Annotated in this window: 15 protein-coding genes; 10 read left to right on the top strand and 5 right to left on the bottom strand. The window is 71.0% G+C overall.

Annotation, left to right across the window (positions count from 1 at the left end; genetic code table 11):
- Window positions 1-8 precede the first annotated feature (8 nt).
- Window positions 9-1,022 carry a tryptophan--tRNA ligase gene (gene trpS, locus ACZ4UU_RS20050; protein ID WP_471904742.1) on the top strand — a complete coding sequence of 338 codons (1,014 nt, stop codon included), beginning with the start codon at window positions 9-11 and terminating at the stop codon, window positions 1,020-1,022.
- A gap of 215 nt (window positions 1,023-1,237) precedes the next feature.
- Window positions 1,238-1,816, top strand: coding sequence for a 2'-5' RNA ligase family protein (locus ACZ4UU_RS20045; RefSeq protein ID WP_471904741.1), 579 nt, complete (start codon window positions 1,238-1,240; stop codon window positions 1,814-1,816).
- Window positions 1,817-2,005: 189 nt separating this feature from the next.
- Here the strand turns inward: ACZ4UU_RS20045 and ACZ4UU_RS20040 are convergent, their stop codons facing one another.
- Both ACZ4UU_RS20040 and ACZ4UU_RS20035 read right to left on the bottom strand, forming a co-directional pair.
- Window positions 2,006-2,761, bottom strand: coding sequence for a decaprenylphospho-beta-D-erythro-pentofuranosid-2-ulose 2-reductase (locus ACZ4UU_RS20040; protein WP_471904740.1), 756 nt, complete (start codon window positions 2,759-2,761; stop codon window positions 2,006-2,008).
- A 26-nt stretch (window positions 2,762-2,787) separates the two neighbouring features.
- Window positions 2,788-4,143: an FAD-binding protein gene (locus ACZ4UU_RS20035; protein WP_471904739.1), complete on the bottom strand. Its 1,356-nt coding sequence runs from the start codon at window positions 4,141-4,143 to the stop codon at window positions 2,788-2,790.
- A gap of 133 nt (window positions 4,144-4,276) precedes the next feature.
- Between ACZ4UU_RS20035 and ACZ4UU_RS20030 the strand changes: the two genes are divergently transcribed.
- The 4 genes from ACZ4UU_RS20030 to ACZ4UU_RS20015 are packed head-to-tail and all read left to right on the top strand — an operon-like array spanning window position 4,277 to window position 7,257.
- Window positions 4,277-4,813: a phosphatase PAP2 family protein gene (locus ACZ4UU_RS20030; RefSeq protein ID WP_471904738.1), complete on the top strand. Its 537-nt coding sequence runs from the start codon at window positions 4,277-4,279 to the stop codon at window positions 4,811-4,813.
- Window positions 4,806-5,798: a decaprenyl-phosphate phosphoribosyltransferase gene (locus tag ACZ4UU_RS20025; RefSeq protein ID WP_471904737.1), complete on the top strand. Its 993-nt coding sequence runs from the start codon at window positions 4,806-4,808 to the stop codon at window positions 5,796-5,798. The genes ACZ4UU_RS20030 and ACZ4UU_RS20025 overlap by 8 nt, the downstream gene beginning before the upstream one ends.
- Window positions 5,792-6,268, top strand: coding sequence for a GtrA family protein (locus tag ACZ4UU_RS20020; RefSeq protein WP_471904736.1), 477 nt, complete (start codon window positions 5,792-5,794; stop codon window positions 6,266-6,268). The genes ACZ4UU_RS20025 and ACZ4UU_RS20020 overlap by 7 nt, the downstream gene beginning before the upstream one ends.
- The gene (locus ACZ4UU_RS20015; RefSeq protein ID WP_471904735.1) at window positions 6,256-7,257 is read left to right on the top strand and encodes a YihY/virulence factor BrkB family protein; all 1,002 of its coding nucleotides are present in this window, start codon (window positions 6,256-6,258) and stop codon (window positions 7,255-7,257) included. The genes ACZ4UU_RS20020 and ACZ4UU_RS20015 overlap by 13 nt, the downstream gene beginning before the upstream one ends.
- Here the strand turns inward: ACZ4UU_RS20015 and ACZ4UU_RS20010 are convergent.
- On the bottom strand, window positions 7,205-8,491 hold the full coding sequence (locus ACZ4UU_RS20010) for a D-alanyl-D-alanine carboxypeptidase family protein (protein WP_471904734.1): 1,287 nt from the start codon (window positions 8,489-8,491) through the stop codon (window positions 7,205-7,207). The two genes, ACZ4UU_RS20015 and ACZ4UU_RS20010, sit on opposite strands and share 53 nt — an antisense overlap.
- 91 nt (window positions 8,492-8,582) lie before the next feature.
- Here ACZ4UU_RS20010 and ACZ4UU_RS20005 point away from each other — a divergent pair, with 91 nt between their 5' ends.
- From ACZ4UU_RS20005 to ACZ4UU_RS19995, 3 genes are all read left to right on the top strand, one after another.
- Window positions 8,583-8,822 carry an SCO4848 family membrane protein gene (locus ACZ4UU_RS20005; RefSeq protein ID WP_062702372.1) on the top strand — a complete coding sequence of 80 codons (240 nt, stop codon included), beginning with the start codon at window positions 8,583-8,585 and terminating at the stop codon, window positions 8,820-8,822.
- A 57-nt stretch (window positions 8,823-8,879) separates the two neighbouring features.
- Window positions 8,880-10,328 carry a metallophosphoesterase gene (locus ACZ4UU_RS20000; protein WP_471904733.1) on the top strand — a complete coding sequence of 483 codons (1,449 nt, stop codon included), beginning with the start codon at window positions 8,880-8,882 and terminating at the stop codon, window positions 10,326-10,328.
- A 215-nt stretch (window positions 10,329-10,543) separates the two neighbouring features.
- Window positions 10,544-12,100: an ABC transporter substrate-binding protein gene (locus ACZ4UU_RS19995; protein WP_471904732.1), complete on the top strand. Its 1,557-nt coding sequence runs from the start codon at window positions 10,544-10,546 to the stop codon at window positions 12,098-12,100.
- On the opposite strand, the gene ACZ4UU_RS19990 is transcribed toward ACZ4UU_RS19995, so the two are convergent.
- Together ACZ4UU_RS19990 and ACZ4UU_RS19985 are read right to left on the bottom strand one after the other, a co-directional pair.
- Complete coding sequence (locus tag ACZ4UU_RS19990) at window positions 12,087-13,559, bottom strand: sensor histidine kinase (RefSeq protein ID WP_471904731.1); 1,473 nt, start codon at window positions 13,557-13,559, stop codon at window positions 12,087-12,089. The genes ACZ4UU_RS19995 and ACZ4UU_RS19990 overlap by 14 nt on opposite strands.
- Window positions 13,556-14,245: a response regulator transcription factor gene (locus ACZ4UU_RS19985; protein WP_471904730.1), complete on the bottom strand. Its 690-nt coding sequence runs from the start codon at window positions 14,243-14,245 to the stop codon at window positions 13,556-13,558. The genes ACZ4UU_RS19990 and ACZ4UU_RS19985 overlap by 4 nt, the downstream gene beginning before the upstream one ends.
- 165 nt (window positions 14,246-14,410) lie before the next feature.
- Between ACZ4UU_RS19985 and ACZ4UU_RS19980 the strand changes: the two genes are divergently transcribed.
- Window positions 14,411-16,822 (top strand): MMPL family transporter, encoded by a 2,412-nt coding sequence (locus tag ACZ4UU_RS19980; protein ID WP_471905085.1) that lies wholly within the window; start codon window positions 14,411-14,413, stop codon window positions 16,820-16,822.
- The last annotated feature ends 11 nt before the right edge of the window (window positions 16,823-16,833 follow it).

Genomic DNA, 16,833 nt, shown 5'->3' with positions numbered 1-16,833 from the left:
TGGTGAGCATGGCCTCTGACCGACCCCGCGTGCTCTCCGGAATCCAGCCCACCGCAGGCTCGTTCCACCTCGGCAACTACCTCGGCGCCGTCCGCCAGTGGGTTGCCCTCCAGGAGTCCCACGACGCGTTCTACATGGTCGTCGACCTGCACGCGATCACGCTCCCGCAGGACCCCGCCGACCTGCGCGCCAACACCCGGCTCGCCGCCGCCCAGCTCCTCGCGGCCGGCCTCGACCCCGAGCGCTGCACGCTGTTCGTCCAGAGCCATGTCCCCGAGCACGCGCAGCTCGCCTGGATCATGAACTGCCTCACCGGCTTCGGCGAGGCGTCCCGCATGACCCAGTTCAAGGACAAGTCGGCCAAGCAGGGCGCGGACCGGGCGTCCGTCGGCCTGTTCACGTACCCGATCCTCCAGGTCGCCGACATCCTGCTGTACCAGGCCCACGAGGTCCCGGTCGGCGAGGACCAGCGTCAGCACATCGAGCTCACCCGCGACCTCGCCGAGCGTTTCAACGGCCGCTTCGGCCAGACCTTCACCGTTCCGAAGCCGTACATCCTCAAGGAGACGGCGAAGATCTACGACCTTCAGGACCCGGCGATCAAGATGAGCAAGTCGGCGTCCACGCCGAAGGGCCTCATCAACCTGCTCGACGAGCCCAAGGCCACCGCCAAGAAGGTCAAGAGCGCGGTCACCGACACCGACACCGTGATCCGCTACGACGCCGCGGACAAGCCGGGCGTCAGCAACCTGCTCACGATCTACTCGACCCTCACGGGTACGGGAATCGCGGAACTGGAGCAGAAGTACGAGGGCAAGGGCTACGGTGCGCTCAAGACGGACCTCGCCGAGGTCATGGTCGAGTTCGTGACGCCCTTCCGGGAGCGCACCCAGCAGTATCTGGACGACCCGGAGACGCTGGACTCGGTCCTGGCCAAGGGCGCGGAGAAGGCGCGTGCCGTCGCCGCGGAGACGCTCTCCCAGGCGTACGACAAGGTGGGCTTCCTGCCCGCCAAGCACTGAGCCCGCGGCACGGCACACGGCCGGCACACGGGCGCACCACCGCACAGCGCTGCACATCACTACGGTTGCGCCTGCCCGCGCTACGTCCGTAGCCGTACAGTCGATAGCCGAATGGCCGAATCAGCGGCCATTCACGCTCAGCAACAGGGCATGAGCTCACAACAGGACGAGCCGTTCGCGAGGGGCGAGCTCACCGACAGACGACAGGAGACGACGTGGGGACCGTAACGATCGGTGTGTCGATCGCGGTCCCGGAGCCTCACGGCAGCCTGCTCCAGGAGCGGCGCGCGGGCTTCGGCGACGCCGCGGCTCACGGCATCCCCACACACGTCACACTGCTGCCGCCGACCGAGGTCGACGCCGAGCTGCTGCCGGCGATCGAGGCACACCTCCTCGAGGTCGCGGCCGCCGGGCGCCCCTTCCCGATGCGGTTGTCCGGCACCGGTACCTTCCGGCCCCTCTCGCCGGTCGTCTTCGTCCAGGTCGTCGAGGGCGCCGAGGCCTGCACCTGGCTCCAGAAGCAGGTCCGCGACGCCTCCGGGCCGGTCGCGCGCGAGCTGCAGTTCCCTTATCACCCGCATGTCACGGTCGCCCATGGCATCGACGAGGAGTCGATGGACCGCGCCTTCGAGGAACTCGCCGACTACGAGGCCGGCTGGCCGTGCACCGGCTTCGCCCTCTACGAGCAGGGCGCCGACGGGGTGTGGCGCAAGCTGCGGGACTTCGCCTTCGGGGGGCCGGTGGTGCCTTCGCAGGCGGGGGCGGTGGAGCGCGGGTCCATCCCAGCGAATTAGCTCCGCCGGTTGGGTCAGGGGGTGGGTGCCGCGTTCGGGTTGATTGTTGTCCGCGGCGATGTTGGGGGCTGGTCGCGCAGTTCCCCGCGCCCCTGAGGGGGTTGTCGTCGGGGGAGGCCGCCGCCGCGCGGCGGAAGCGCATATCGATACAGTCCCGCGCCCCCGAAGAGGTGCTGTCGAACCGGGGGACTAAAAGGGCAGCCTTCGGAACAGGGATCGTGGTGTGTGGCGTAGGGCTGACATCACCAGGCGGAGGGGGCCGGGGACCCACACCGTCTCCGAGTGGCGCCGTAGGCCTGCCTCGATGGCTGTCGCGACCGCTTCCGGGGTGGTGGCCAGGGGAGTCTCCTCCAGGGTGGCGGTCATCTTGGTGCGGACGAAGCCGGGGCGTACGAGCATGACGTGGACGCCGGTGCCGTGCAGGGCGTCGCCGAGGCCTTGGGTGAAGGCGTCGAGACCGGCTTTGCTGGAGCCGTAGATGAAGTTGGCGCGGCGGGCGCGTTCGGCGGCGACGGAGGAGAGGACGACGAGGGAGCCGTGGCCCTGGGTCTGGAGGGCGCTCGCGCTGACCAGGGTCGCCGAGACGGCGCCCGTGTAGTTGGTCTGGGCGACCCGTACCGCGCTCATCGGCTCACGTTCGTCGCGTGCCTGGTCGCCGAGGATGCCGAAGGCGAGCAGCACCATGTCGATGTCGCCCTCGGCGAAGACCTTGCCGAGCACGGTCTCGTGGGACTCGGGGTCGAGGGCGTCGAAGGCGACGGTGTGCACGTCGGCGCCGAGCGCGCGCAGTTCGGCGGCGGACTGCTCCAGGGCGGGCGACGGGCGGCCCGCGAGCCACACGGTGCGGGTACGGCGCGCGATCATGCGGCGGGCGGTGGCCAGCGCGATCTCGGACGTACCGCCGAGGACGAGCAGGGACTGGGGGAGGCCGAAGGCGTCCTTCACGACAGCTCCTAGGGATCCGATGGGTTCTACAGGGCGAGGCGGCGGGCCAGGTCCGACACGAAGACCCCGCGCGGGTCCAGTTCCGCGCGCAGCGAGCGGAAGGCGTCCAGGCGTGGGTACATCGCGGCGAGCAGCTCGGGCCGCAGCCGGGAGTCCTTGGCGAGGTAGACGCGCCCTCCGGCCGTGGCCACCTCCTCGTCCAACGCGTCGAGGAGTGCGCCGAGGCCGGGCAGGGCGGCCGGGATGTCCAGGGCCAGCGTCCAGCCGGGGACGGGGAAGGAGAGCCAGCCGGGGTCGGCGTCACCGAAGCGCTTGAGGACGGCCAGGAAGGACGGGCAGCGGTGCTCGGAGATACGCCGTACGACGCGGTGCAGGGTCTCCTCCTGGCCGTGTCCGACGACGAACTGGTACTGCACGAAGCCGCCCCGGCCGTAGATCCGGTTCCAGTGCGGCACACCGTCCAGGGGGTGGAAGAAAGTGGTGAGCTTCTGCAGTTCGCCGGTACGCGCGTGTGGCGCCCTGCGGTACCAGAGCTCGTTGAAGCAGGCCACGGTACGGCGGTTCAGCAGGCCTCCCGGGAGGAAGGCGGGCGGCGCCGGCAGGTGGGAGGGGCGGAAGGCGAGCGGGTCCCTACGTGCGCGCGTGCCCTCGCGCAGGGCGTCCAGGGGCGCGTGGTCGCCGCGGGTGAGCACCGCGCGTCCCGTCGTCGCGCCGCGCGCCAGCAGGTCGATCCAGGCCACCGAGTAGCGGTAGTGGTCGTCGGTGGCGGCCAGGCGGGCCATGAGGTCGTCGAGGTCCCGCGCGCGTTCGGTGTCGACCGACATCAGCGAGGTCTCCACCGGCTGGAGTTGGACCGTGGCGGTGAGAATCACGCCGGTCAGGCCCATGCCGCCGGTGGTCGCGTCGAACAGGGGCGTGCCGCGGCGCACGGTGCGGATCTCGCCGTCGGCGGTGAGGAGTTCCAGCGACAGGACGTGGCGGGAGAAGGCACCCGAGACATGGTGGTTCTTGCCGTGGATGTCGGCGCCGATCGCGCCGCCGACCGTCACCTGGCGGGTGCCGGGTGTCACCGGCACGAACCAGCCGAGCGGGAGCAGCACCCGCATCAGCCGGTGCAGCGAGACGCCCGCGTCGCACGAGACGGTGCCGCCGTCGGCGTCGATCGCGTGGATGCGGTCCAGCCCGGTCATGTCGAGCACCGCGCCCCCGGCGTTCTGCGCCGCGTCCCCGTACGCCCGTCCCAGGCCCCTCGGGATGCCTCCGCGTGCCCCGCAGCCCCGGACGGCGGCCGCGGCCTCCTGGTACGTCCTGGGACGGATCAGACGGGCGACGGTGGGGGCGGTGCGGCCCCATCCCGTGACGGAGACGGTGTCGGCAGGCATGTCGGCGACCGTAGCGCCCGTTTGTGTGTGATCAGTTATGAAACATCCCTGCTCTCCCCGAAATGGGTGATTAATGGGATGTCGCTCAATATTGCCGTAATTCTGGCTGTGTCGGCGTGAACAGTGAGTCCACATGGACCACCTCGACGACATCGATCACCGAAGCCTCCGGGGTGCGGACCGCCGAATCCTTTCGGCGGTCCATGCCCGTAGCAGCGACCCGCGCGTCGCCACCGCCGCGCGCGCCCTGTCCCGGCTGGGCGAGCACGGCACGCTGTGGCTGGCGGCGGGGCTCGCGGGGGCTGCCGTGGACGGCGGTCGGCGCGGCGCCTGGTTGCGCGGGACAGCGCTCACCGCCGGTGCGCACCTGGTCAGCATGGGGGTGAAGAGGGTGGTGCGCCGCCCGCGCCCCGCACACGTCCAGCCCCTGGTGCCCACCCTCGGCCGGCACTCCTTCCCCAGCTCCCACGCGGCCTCCGCCACCGCCGCAGCCGTCGCCTTCGGTGCACTCGGCGCGTACGCGATCCCGCCGCTCGCCGCCGCGATGTGCCTCTCGCGCCTGGTCGTCGGCGTGCACTACCCCTCCGACGTGGCGGCGGGCGCGGCGCTCGGGGCACTCACCGCGCGGATCGGGGCACGCTGGATGAGGAAGGGGGGCGCCCATGGCTGAGACCGCGCCCCTGGCGAGTGCCGCGCGCATCAGGGAAGCGGCGCTGCACGCACAGCGCACGCCCCCGCGACGGCCCGTACCGCCACCCCGCAAAGGCGGCCCCGGCGCGCTGCTGAAAGGTCTCGTCAAGACCGCGCGCCCCAAGCAGTGGGTCAAGAACATCCTGGTCATCGCCGCCCCGGCCGCCGCAGGCCAGCTCTTCTCGGCCCATGCCCTGACCCAACTCGCCCTGGTCTTCGCCCTCTTCACCGCCTGCGCCGCCGCCGTCTACCTGATCAACGACGCCCGTGACGCCGAGGCGGACCGCGCGCACCCCGTCAAACGCCGCCGCCCGGTCGCCGCCGGACAGGTCCCCGCACCGGTCGCGTACGCCGTCGGCGGCGTCCTGGCCGCCCTCGGGCCCGCCGCCGCGGCCTGGCTGACCTCGCCCGCCGTCGCGGTCCTGCTCACGGCGTACATCGGCATGCAACTCGCGTACTGCGTCAGCCTCAAGCACGTCCTGGTCGTCGACCTCGCCGTCGTCACCACCGGGTTCCTGATGCGGGCGATGGTCGGCGGGCTCGCGCTCGGCATCCCGCTGTCGCGCTGGTTCCTGATCACCACCGGGTTCGGGGCGCTGTTCATGGTGTCGGCCAAGCGCTACTCCGAGGCCGTGCAGATGACCGGGAAAGCGGGCGCCACGCGCGCGTTGCTCACCGAGTACACCACCGGCTACCTGCGCTTCGTCTGGCAGCTGGCGGCCGGCGTCGCCGTCCTCGGATACTGCCTGTGGGCCCTGGAGGAGGGCGGCGACCCGCACACCGGCGTGCTGCCCTGGCGGCAGCTGTCCATGGTCGCCTTCACCCTCGCGATCCTCCGGTACGCCGTCTTCGCCGACCGCGGCACAGCGGGCGAACCCGAGGACGTCGTCCTGCACGACCGCGCCCTCGCGGTCATCGGCCTGGTGTGGCTGGCGATGTACGGGCTGGCGGTGGCCAATTGGTAGCCACGCGCGCGTGGCGCGGCCGCCGGGAAGCCGTCAACACACGCGCGTGGGGCGACCGACGCGAACTCCTCGGCTTCGCCACCGCCGGCCTCCTCGCCTACGCCGTCGACCTCGCCCTGTTCACCTGGCTGCGCGGCCCGGCCGCCCTCGACCCCCTCACGGCCAAGGCCCTCTCCTTCGTCGCCGGCTGCACCGTCGCCTACGCCGGGAACGCCCTCGGCCCCTACCGCCACACCAGGCCCAGGGGTCTGCGCCCCTACGCCGTCTTCTGCGCGGTGAACGTCGCCGGAGCAGTCGTACAACTCCTCTGCCTCACCGTGAGCCACTACGGTCTCGGCCTCACCTCCCAGCGGGCGGACACCGTCTCCGGAGCGGGAATCGGCATGGCGCTGGCTACCGCGCTGCGGTTTTGGGGCACCCGGACATTGGTCTTCCGCGCGGAGGGCAGAGTCGGATCATGGACTGGCTGAAGAAACTCCCCGTCGTCGGGTCCACGGTGACCCGGCTGATGACCACGCACGCGTGGCGGTCGTACGAGCGCATGGACCGGGTGAAGTGGACACGGCTGGCCGCCGCGATGACGTTCACCAGCTTCGTCGCCCTGTTCCCGCTGCTCACCCTTGCCGCCGCGATCGCAGCCGCGACCCTCAGCCAGGACCAGCAGAACAAGCTGGAGGACAAGCTCACCGACCAGGTGCCCGGCATCTCCGACCAGCTCGACATCAACGCGCTGGTCCAGAACGCCGGCACCGTCGGCCTGATCGCCGGTGCCGTCCTGCTGTTCACCGGTATCGGCTGGGTCGGCTCCATGCGCGAGTGCCTGCGCGCGGTGTGGGAGCTGCCCGACGACGAGGAGAACCCCGTCCTGCGCAAGGCCAAGGACGCGGGCGTCCTGGTCGGGTTCGGCGGCGCCGTACTCGTCACCCTCGTCGCCTCCGCCGTCGCCTCCGCCATGGTCGGCTGGATCACCCGGCAGCTGGGCATCGAGGAGGGCGGCTGGGGCGGGATCCTGCTGCGGATCGCCGCCTTCCTCATCGCGGTACTGGCGGACTTCCTGCTTCTGCTGTACGTCCTGACGCTGCTGCCCGGGGTCGAGCCGCCGCGCCGTCGGCTGATGGTGGCCGCACTGATCGGCGCGGTCGGATTCGAACTGCTGAAGCTGCTGCTCAGCGGCTATATGCAGGGCGTGGCCACCAAGAGCATGTACGGCGCGTTCGGCGTGCCGGTCGCCCTGCTGCTGTGGATCAACTTCACCGCGAAGCTGGTCGTGTTCTGCGCAGCCTGGACGGCGACGCGGGGCAAGGAGACCGAACTCGCCGACCGCTCCGAGGAGTCCGCGGAGACGGCCGACGAGCCGGACGAGTCGAACCGGTCGCAGGACGAAGGCCGGCCCGGGAAACCGGAACTCAGGAACGGCCCCGACGGCGCACCAGGTCGGGCAGCGGCCACCGGCGGTTGATCAGGAACGCGCCTGTCGCGAGCAGCACCACCAGCCCGCCGGTGATCCCGATCGCGATGCCCATGCCGCTCGAACCGCTCGCCGCCGACGCACCGACCGCCGGCTCGGCGGACTTCTCGGCGTCCCCGGCGCCACCGGCCTCCCCGGCGTCGTTCGCACCCGGCTGGGCGCTGGCCTGCGCGGCGCCCTTGGGGGCGACCAGCTCACCCACCGGCTGCACCTTCCCGGCCGCCGCGAAGCCCCAGTCGAAGAGCCGCGCGGTCTCCTTGTAGACCTCGTTGTGCTCGCTCTTCTCCGGGTTCATGACCGTGACGAGCAGCACCTTGCCGTTCCGCTCGGCGACGCCCGTGAAGGTGGCGCCGGCATTGGTGGTGTTGCCGTTCTTGACGCCCGCGATGCCCTGGTAGACGGGGACGTCGCTGTCGCCGGACAGCAGCCGGTTGGTGTTCTGGATCTCGAAGGACTCGCGGACCGACTTGCCCTTCTTGTTCTTCGTCGTCGCGCCCGGGAACTTGGCGGTGACGGTCGAGCAGTACTCGCGGAAGTCCTTCTTCTGGAGCCCGGAACGCGCGATCAGCGTCAGGTCGTACGCCGACGAGACCTGCTCGGGAGCGTCGTAGCCGTCGGGCGACACCACGTTCGTGTCGAGGGCCTGGAGCTCCTCGGCGTGCTCGTTCATCTCCTTGACCGTGTTGTCGATGCCGTGGTTCATCTTCGACAGCACGTGCACGGCGTCGTTGCCGGAGCGCAGGAACACCCCGAGCCACAGGTCGTGGACGGAGTAGGTCTCGCCCTCCTTTATCCCGACGAGGCTGGAGCCGGACCCGATGTCGGCCAGGTCGGACGGGACGACCTTGTGCTTCATGGTCTTGGGGAACCTCGGCAGCACCGTGTCGGCGAACAGCATCTTCATGGTGCTCGCGGGCGGCAGCCGCCAGTGCGCGTTGTGCGCGGCGAGCACAGCGCCGGACTCGGCGTCGGCGACGATCCAGGAGCGGGCGGTCAGGTCCTTGGGCAGCACGGGGACACCGGCCGCGAGATTCACCTGGGTGCCGGCCTGTCCCAGCCGCTCGCCGCCCACGGTCGACATGTTCGCCGGGGGAGTGGCCGAAGGGCTCGTACTCGGTGACGGCTTGGGGGCCGCGAAGGAGACGGGCGCGGTCAGCGCGAGGGAGGACACGACGGCGGAAGTGACCAGCAGGGCGCGCCTGGCGGTCTTCTTGGGTGCGGGCACGACGGAGAACGTACATGCCCTACCCATGGAAGTCCCGCTTCTGCCCCCACCCCGCTCGGAGGACCGGACCCCGGGCGGTGATACTGAACGCATGAAGCTCAGCCGCCCCGTCTCCTGGTTCCTGCTCGCCTTCGGGGTGTGGAGCTGGGTCATCTGGGTCACTTTCGTCAAAAATCTGATCAAGGACAGCAGCGGGCTCGCGTTCGACGACGGTCACCCGACGGCGTACTTCTGGGTGCACCTGCTGCTCGCCGTCGTCTCCTTCGTATTGGGGACGGTCGTCGGGGTCATCGGGTTGCGCGGAGTGCGCGCACTGCGCCGGACGTCATAGGAACTCGGCCAGGACCCGGGACGTTCACCCGGCACGCAAGGGAAAGGGAACGTCGGCGTGGTCATCGTCTTCGCGCTTGTCGCACTGCTCGTGGTGTCCGTCCTGGTGGCGGGCAACTGGTGGATGTGGCGCCGCCTGTTCCGCGACACGACCCGCGGCCCCGGGTTCGTGCGCCGCACGGGCGTGGTGGTGATCGCCGGCGGCTGGGCCCTGACGGTCGGTGCCCTCGTCGCCGAGCGCGCGGGCGCGCCCTTCTGGCTCCAGCAGGTCCTCGCCTGGCCCGGCTTCATGTGGCTGGCCCTGTCGATGTACCTCATGCTGGGCGTGCTCGCGGGTGAGGTCGTACGCCCGCTGCTGCGACGGTGGCTCGAGCGGCGGGCTCGTGCGGGGGAGGCCACGTCTGAGCCGGCACCGGCGGAAGGCCCGGCGCCCACGCCCGTTCCGGCGTCGGCCCCCACGGCCGGCTCGATCTCGTCGCCCGCCACCGGCGCGACCTCGGCTTCCGCGACCGCCACCGGCGCGACAGCGGTTTCCGCGACCGCCACCGGCACAGCGTCCCCGACGGCCTCGGCCCTCTCCGCCGACCCGCTCTCGGCCCTCGGGGCCGATCCGTCCCCGGCGTCCCAGAGCGACCCCACCTCGGCATCCGGCCCCGTCGACCCGTCCCGCCCCCTGGCCACCCCCACCCGCCGTCTTTTCGTCTCCCGGGTCGTCGCCGGTGCCGCCGCCGCGGCCGCCGTGGGCACTGTCGGCTACGGCACCTACGGCGTCGTCAGAGGCCCCAAGGTCAAGCGGGTCACCGTCCCGCTGGCCAAGCTCCCGCGCGCGGCACACGGTTACCGGATCGCGGTCGTCAGCGACATCCATCTGGGTCCGGTCCTGGGCCGCGGCTTCGCGCAGAAGGTCGTCGACACCATCAACGGCACCCAGCCCGACCTCATCGCGGTCGTCGGCGACCTGGTGGACGGCAGCGTGAAGGACCTCGGCCCGGCGGCGGCCCCGCTCGCCCAGCTCCGGGCGAGACACGGCGCGTTCTTCGTCACCGGCAACCACGAGTACTTCTCCGGCGCCGAGCAGTGGGTCGACGAGGTACGCCGCCTGGGCCTGCGCCCACTGGAGAACGCCCGGACCGAACTGGCCCATTTCGACCTGGCCGGTGTCAACGACATCGCGGGCGAGAGCGAGGGCCAGGGCCCCGACTTCGCCAAGGCCCTCGGCGACCGGGACAAGGCACGCGCGTGCGTGCTCCTCGCCCACCAGCCGGTGCAGATCCATGACGCCGTCGACCACGGCGTCGACCTCCAGCTCTCCGGCCACACCCACGGCGGCCAGCTCTGGCCGGGCAACCTCATCGCGGGCCTGGCCAACCCGACCGTGGCCGGACTGGACCGCTACGGCGACACCCAGCTGTACGTCAGCCGGGGCGCCGGCGCCTGGGGACCACCCACGCGCGTGGGCGCCCCGTCGGACATCACGGTGATCGAGCTGGCGTCCCGTCAGGCCTGACCGCCCTCACCGGCCCGGCCGCCCCGCGACTGTGGACGGCCTGCGAAACCTGCTGGAAACGCCCGTAGGTAAGTTCTTTCCCATGTCGCCAGAAAGCCCTTCCCCCTGGTGAAACAGGTGTGATTAGGTGTGCCCGCCACTTAGGGGAGTGGCGGATGTTCACCAATTCACTGCTCATGTGGGGGCCCGTGAAGGGCCGGGGAGAGGGCACACCCATGCGTTCGATTCGCATGCGGATTCTCGCGACGCTGCTCGTGCTGGCGGCCGTGGGAGTAGGCGGCTGGCAGTTGTTGCCATCGCAGCAGGACGAGAACAGGACCATCACGGTCGGCACGACGGACGCCGTCACGTCGCTCGATCCGGCCGGCGCCTATGACGCCGGCTCCTGGGCGCTGTTCAACAACGTCTACCAGTCACTGCTGGCCTTCGAGCCGGGTGGCGTCGCACCCGAGCCGGACGCGGCGCAGAGCTGCGGTTTCGCCGGCACCGACCTGAAGACGTACCGCTGTGAACTGCGGGAGGGGATCACCTTCCCGAGCGGGCGTGCCATGACCGCGCAGGACGTCAAGTACTCCTTCGACCGCGTCAAGCGGATCAAGTCGGACGTCGGCCCGTCCTCGCTGCTGAGCACCCTCGCCTCGGTGAGCGCGAGCGGCCGTACGGTCACTTTCCGGCTGTCGTCGCCCGACGCCACATTCCCGCTCAAGGTGGCCACCGGGGCGGGCGCCATCGTGGACCGCGAGAAGTATCCGGCCGACGCGCTGCGCACCGACAACGCTGTCGACGGCACCGGCCCGTACACCCTGACCGCGTACACGAAGGAGAAGGAGGCCGTCCTCGCCCCGAACACGCGGTACAAGGGGGCCGTCAAGGGCACCGGCCGCCCCGTCGAACTGCGCTACTACACCGACGCGGACGCCCTTGAAAGCGCCTGGAAGGCGAAGCGGATCGACGTCGCCACCCGGACGCTGCCGCCCGAGGTCCTCGCCGGACTGAACACCGCCGACCCTGGCCAGCGTGTCTCCGAGGCCGACAGCTCCGAGATCCGCAACCTCTACTTCAACACCCGCGAGGGCTCGCCGCTGCACGACGTCCGGGTCCGGCAGGCCATGGCCTGGCTGATCGACCGCGAGCGGCTGGCGGCCACGGTGTACAAGGGGACCGTCGACCCGCTGTTCTCGCTGATCCCGACGGGCATCACCGGCCACACCACGTCGTTCTTCGACACCTACCCCAAGCTGAGCGCCGCCAAGGCGCGCGTCCTGATCAGCGAGGCGGGCGTGAGCCTGCCCGTCCGCTTCACCTACGGCTATGGCGCCGGCCGCGGCGCCGGAGCCGAGGAGGCCGCGGAGATCAAGCGGCAACTGGAGGCGACCGGCCTGTTCAAGGTGACGGTCAAGGGCTACGAGTGGACCGACTTCCAAAAGCGCTGGGCGAGCGGCAAGCTCGACGCGTACGCCGTCGGCTGGGTCGCCGACTTCCCCGACCCGGACACCTACGGCGGCCCGCTCGTCGGCACCGACGGCACCATGAACACCGGGTACAGCGACAAGACCGTGGACCGGTTGATCACGGCCAGCCAGAAGTACGCCGACCGCAGCGAGGCCACGAAGGACTTCCGCCTGCTCCAGGAGGCCGTCGCCCGCGACGTCCCGGCCATCCCGCTGTGGCAGGCCAAGGAGTACGTGGTCGCCAGCGAGGAGGTCGGCGGCGGCCAGTACCTCTCGGACGGCACCGGTGTCTTCCGGCTCTGGCGCCTCACCTGGATCTGACGTCGGTCGGCAGGGTGACGGTCACCTTCAGACCCTCACCCTGCGCCGAGTCCACCGTCACCTCCCCGCCATGGGCCTCCACCACCCCCTGCACGATCGCCATGCCCAGCCCGCTGCCCGCACCTCCGCCGGCCCGGAAGAACCGGTCGAAGACGCGTGCCGCGTCCTCCTCGCACAGTCCAGGCCCCTCGTCCTCGACACACAGCCGGACCACACCGTCCGCCCGCTCCACCCCCAGCCGCACTGCCACGTCGGCGGGCGTGTGCGTGCGGACGTTGCTCAGCAGATTGCCCAGCACCTGGCGCAGCCCCGACTCGTCGGCGTGCACGAGCAGCGCCCCGTCCGCGCTGACCGCGATCGGCCGCTCGGGCTGCTGCACCCGCAGATCCTCGGCCGCCTCGCGCACCAGACGGCTCAGGTCGACGTTGCGGAACCGCAGTTCGGGCCGCTGGTCGAGCCGGGCGAGGGTGAGCAGCTCGTCGACGAGGCGTCCCATGCGGTCGACCTCGCCGTTCATCCGGTCCCAGGCCCGTCTGCGCTCCGCGGCGTCGGTGAGCATGCCCTTGTCGTACAGCTGGAGATACCCGCGTATCGCGGACAGCGGCGTGCGCAGCTCGTGCGAGGCGTCACCGACGAAGCGGCGCAGCTGGGCCGTGCTGCGCTCGCGCGTGCGGTACGCCGACTCCACCTGGTGGAGCATGGAGTTGAGGGCCACCCGGAGCTGTTCGACCTCCAGGGTCGGGTCGCGGCTGGACGGGACGCGCCGGGTCAGATCGCCCTCGGCGATGGCCGACGAGGTCTCCACCATGTCCTCCAGCGGCCGCATCCGGCGGCGCACGCTGAACATGGTCAGACAGCCGAGCAGCGCCAGCAGCGCCGTCCCGACGGCCAGGTCCATCCGCAGCGCCTTGCCCATGCCCTCGTGCAGGCCCTCCGTCGGCATGGCGATCAGCACGATCGTGCCGTCCGAGAGCCGCGCGCCGACCATCCGATGGCGGTCGCCCTCGACCCGTACGTCCCTCGGCTCCTCGTCGGCGGTGAGGGCGACCGGGTCCTTCGCGGCCGCGGCGAGCGAGTGCTGGCGGGGCGTCGGCTTCAGCGGTCCCAGGGCCACCGGCTTCCCCGCCGAGTCGACCGCGACGTACACCATCGTCGGGCTCGGCAGCGGGTCCGTGTCCGTGGCGCCGTCGCCGGTGAACTTGTCCAGCGCGATGCCCAGTTCGCTGAGCGACTCGATCTGCTGGAGGGTGAACCCGGCGTTCCCCAGCGTGGTACGCGCGCTCTTCAGCTCGGTGTCCACCTTGTCGAGCAGATAGAACCGCGCCGTCATCAGACTGACCGCGGTCGCGACGACGATGCCGACGGCCAGCAGCGCCACGTTCGTCAGCGTCAGCTTGCCGCGCAGCGAGTGGACACCGCGCCGGCGCCGGAAGCGGCCGAGGACCCTGGGTACCCTCATGCCAGCCCGTATCCGACGCCCCGCCGTGTGGTGATCACCGGCGGTCCCAGGGCGTCCAGCTTGCGCCGCAGGTAGCTGATGTAGGTCTCCACGACGGTCGACTCGGGCGGTGTGTGCTCGTACTGCCAGACGTGGCGCAGGAGTTGCTCCTTGGGCACGATCCGGCCGCCGTTGCGCACCAGGAAGCGCAGCAGCGCGTACTCGGTGGGGGTGAGCTCGACGGTGCGGCCCGCGCGGCGCACCGAGTACGTCGACTCGTCCAGCTCCAGGTCGCCGTAGCGCAGGGGCGGCCGCTGCGGCAGGACGTCGGCCGGTCGCGTGCGGCGCAGTACCGCGGTGATGCGGGCGACGACCTCGTCGATGTTGAACGGCTTGGTGATGTAGTCGTCGCCGAAGCCGAGGGCGCCGACGATCTCGGCGGGCGAGTCGCGTGCGGTGAGGAAGACGAGCGCCAGGTCGGGCCGCCGCTCGCGCAGTTCACGCCCCAGCGCCCGGCCGTCGCCGTCGGGGAGCATGACGTCGAGCAGCGCCACGTCCGGCCGGGTGCGCTCGGCCAGGGCGAGGCCCTCGCGGACCGTGCCCGCGATCATGACCTCGAACCGGTGGTAGCGCAGGGCGATGGCGAGGACGTCGGCGATGCTCTCCTCGTCCTCCACGACCAGCACGGTGCCAGAACCCGTCGTCATGCCCCCAGTATCGGCGGGGCCACTGACAGTCGGGCGGGTTCGCCCTTTGGAGTTCCTTGAGAGTCATGGCCGTCGCCTGCCACGCGCGCGTGCCGCGCCCAATCCTGTTGCCCAGGACCTGGGGGGACCGACCGAACCGAATAAGGAGCGTTGAGCGTGGCGACATTGGCACGGTGGTGCTATCGGCACCGGCTGGTGGTCCTGTTGCTGTGGTTGGGGGCGCTGTTCGGCCTGGGCGCGGCGAGTTCCGCCGCCGGCACGAACTACGCGAACGTCTTCTCCCTCCCGGACACGGACTCCGCGACGGCGTACGACCTGATGGAGAAGGCCTTCCCGGAGCGCGCGGGCGACACCGACACGGTGGTGTGGAAGGTGGACGACGGATCGGTACGGGACGAGTCCGTACGGTCCCGCATCGAGCCCGCGCTGGCGGAGATCGGGCGGATGCAGGGGGTCGGTGAGGTCACCGGCCCGTACGTGGCACAGGGGGCCGCGCAGATCAGCCGGGACGGGCGGATCGCGTACGCCCAGATCACGTTCACCGAACAGGCGAACGCCGTCCCCATGCAGCTGATCGAGGACGTCGTCGACACGGCGCGGGCCGCCGAACAGGGCGGTCTCCAGGTCGAGCTGGGCGGCCAGGCCATCGCCCGTACCCAGGAGCCGCCGCAGGGCACGGCGGAGGCGGTCGGCATCCTGGCGGCGGCGGTCGTGCTGTTCCTCGCCTTCGGTTCGCTGTTCGCGATGCTGCTGCCGATCGTCGTGGCCGTCGCGGGCGTCGGTACCGGAATGATCGCCACGATGCTGGTGAGCCACGTCACGGATGTGCCCGAAGTGGCTCCGCTGCTCGGCTCGTTGATCGGCCTCGGCGTGGGCATCGACTACGCCCTGTTCATCGTCACCCGGCACCGGCGCGGCATCCTGCGCGGGATGAAGCCCGAGGAGGCGGCCGTGACCGCCCTCAACACCTCCGGCCGCGCGGTGCTGTTCGCGGGCGGCACGGTCTGCATCGCGCTCGCCGGGATGCTGGTGATGAACATGCGGTTCCTCGACGGCGTCGTCGTCGCGACCTCGCTCACCGTCGTCCTGAGCGTGCTGGCCGCGATCACCCTGTTGCCGGCGCTCCTCGGTCTGCTCGGCATGCGGGTGCTCAGCCGCCGGCAGCGGCGCCGGCTCGCCGCGGCGGGACCGGAGCCGGCGGAGGCGAGCGGACCGGCGGCGCGCTGGTCGGCGTATGTCCAAAGGCGCCCGCGGCCGATCGCGGCGCTGGCCCTCGTCGTCATGGCGGTCCTCGCGATCCCCGTGCTGTCGCTGCGTCTGGGCGCCACCGACCAGGGCAACCACCAGGAGTCGACCACCACCCGGCAGGCCTATGACCTGCTCGCCGAGGGCTTCGGGCCCGGCGTCAACGGCCCGCTCCAGGTCGTCGTCGACGGCGACGCCCCCGCGGGACTGGTCGACGGCATCCGCGCCACCGAGGGTGTCGCCCAGGTGGCCGCCGTCCCGCCCACGAACGGCGTCACGGTCATCCAGGTCGTACCGACGACCTCGCCCCAGTCCGAGGAGACGGACCGGCTGATCGACCGGCTGCGCGACGACGTGATCCCGCGGTCGGGTGCCGAGGCCCATGTCGGCGGGGTGACGGCGGTCTTCAAGGACTTCGCGTCGGTGACCGGCGACCGGCTGCCGTACTTCGTGGCGACGATCATCGCGCTCGGCTTCCTGCTTCTGCTGGTGGCGTTCCGCTCGCTGGTGGTGCCGCTGACGGCGGCCCTGATGAACCTCATCGCCGCGGCCGCGTCCTTCGGCGTCCTGGTGGCGATCTTCCAGTGGGGCTGGGGGACCGAACTGCTCGGCATCGGCAAGGAGGGGCCGATCACGTCGTTCCTGCCGGTCATCATGCTGTCCCTGCTGTTCGGCCTCTCCATGGACTACCAGGTGTTCCTGGTGAGCCGGATGCACGAGGAGTGGGTCCACACGAAGGACAACGCGCGCGCGGTGCGCGTCGGCCTCGCGGAGACCAGCCGGGTCATCAACTCGGCGGCCCTGATCATGATCTGTGTGTTCAGCGCGTTCGTGCTGAGCGGCGACATGGAGGGCGCCATGGCGGGCATCGGCCTCGCGGCGGCCGTCGCCCTGGACGCCTTCATCCTGCGTACGGCACTGGTGCCGGCCGCGATGCACATGCTCGGCAAGTCGAACTGGTGGCTGCCGGACTGGCTGGAGAAGCGGTTGCCGCATCTCGCGGTCGAACCCAGGGAGGAGCCGACGGTGACCGAGGAGGAGCCGGTCCCGGCGGGCCGGGCGTCGGTCGTCCACGGCTTCATCCGCACCGCCGACGGCGACCCGGTCGACGGCGCGGCGGTGACGCTGCTGACGAAGGGCGGGCGCCGGCTCGACGGGGTGACGTCCCTGGCCGACGGCTCGTACATCGTCTCGGTGCCGGCGCCGGGAACGTATCTGCTGGCGGCCACCGCCGAGTCGTACGGGTCCCGGGCGGCCCAGGTGGTCGTGGCGGACGGGCCGCTCGTGTACGACGTCGAGCTGGCCGACGGTGAGGTGGAAGCCGTCAACTGACGGTCACCGGA

It is taken from the genome of Streptomyces sp. NPDC028907 (assembly GCF_055564995.1).
This window is presented reverse-complemented; position numbering and strand designations above follow the sequence as displayed.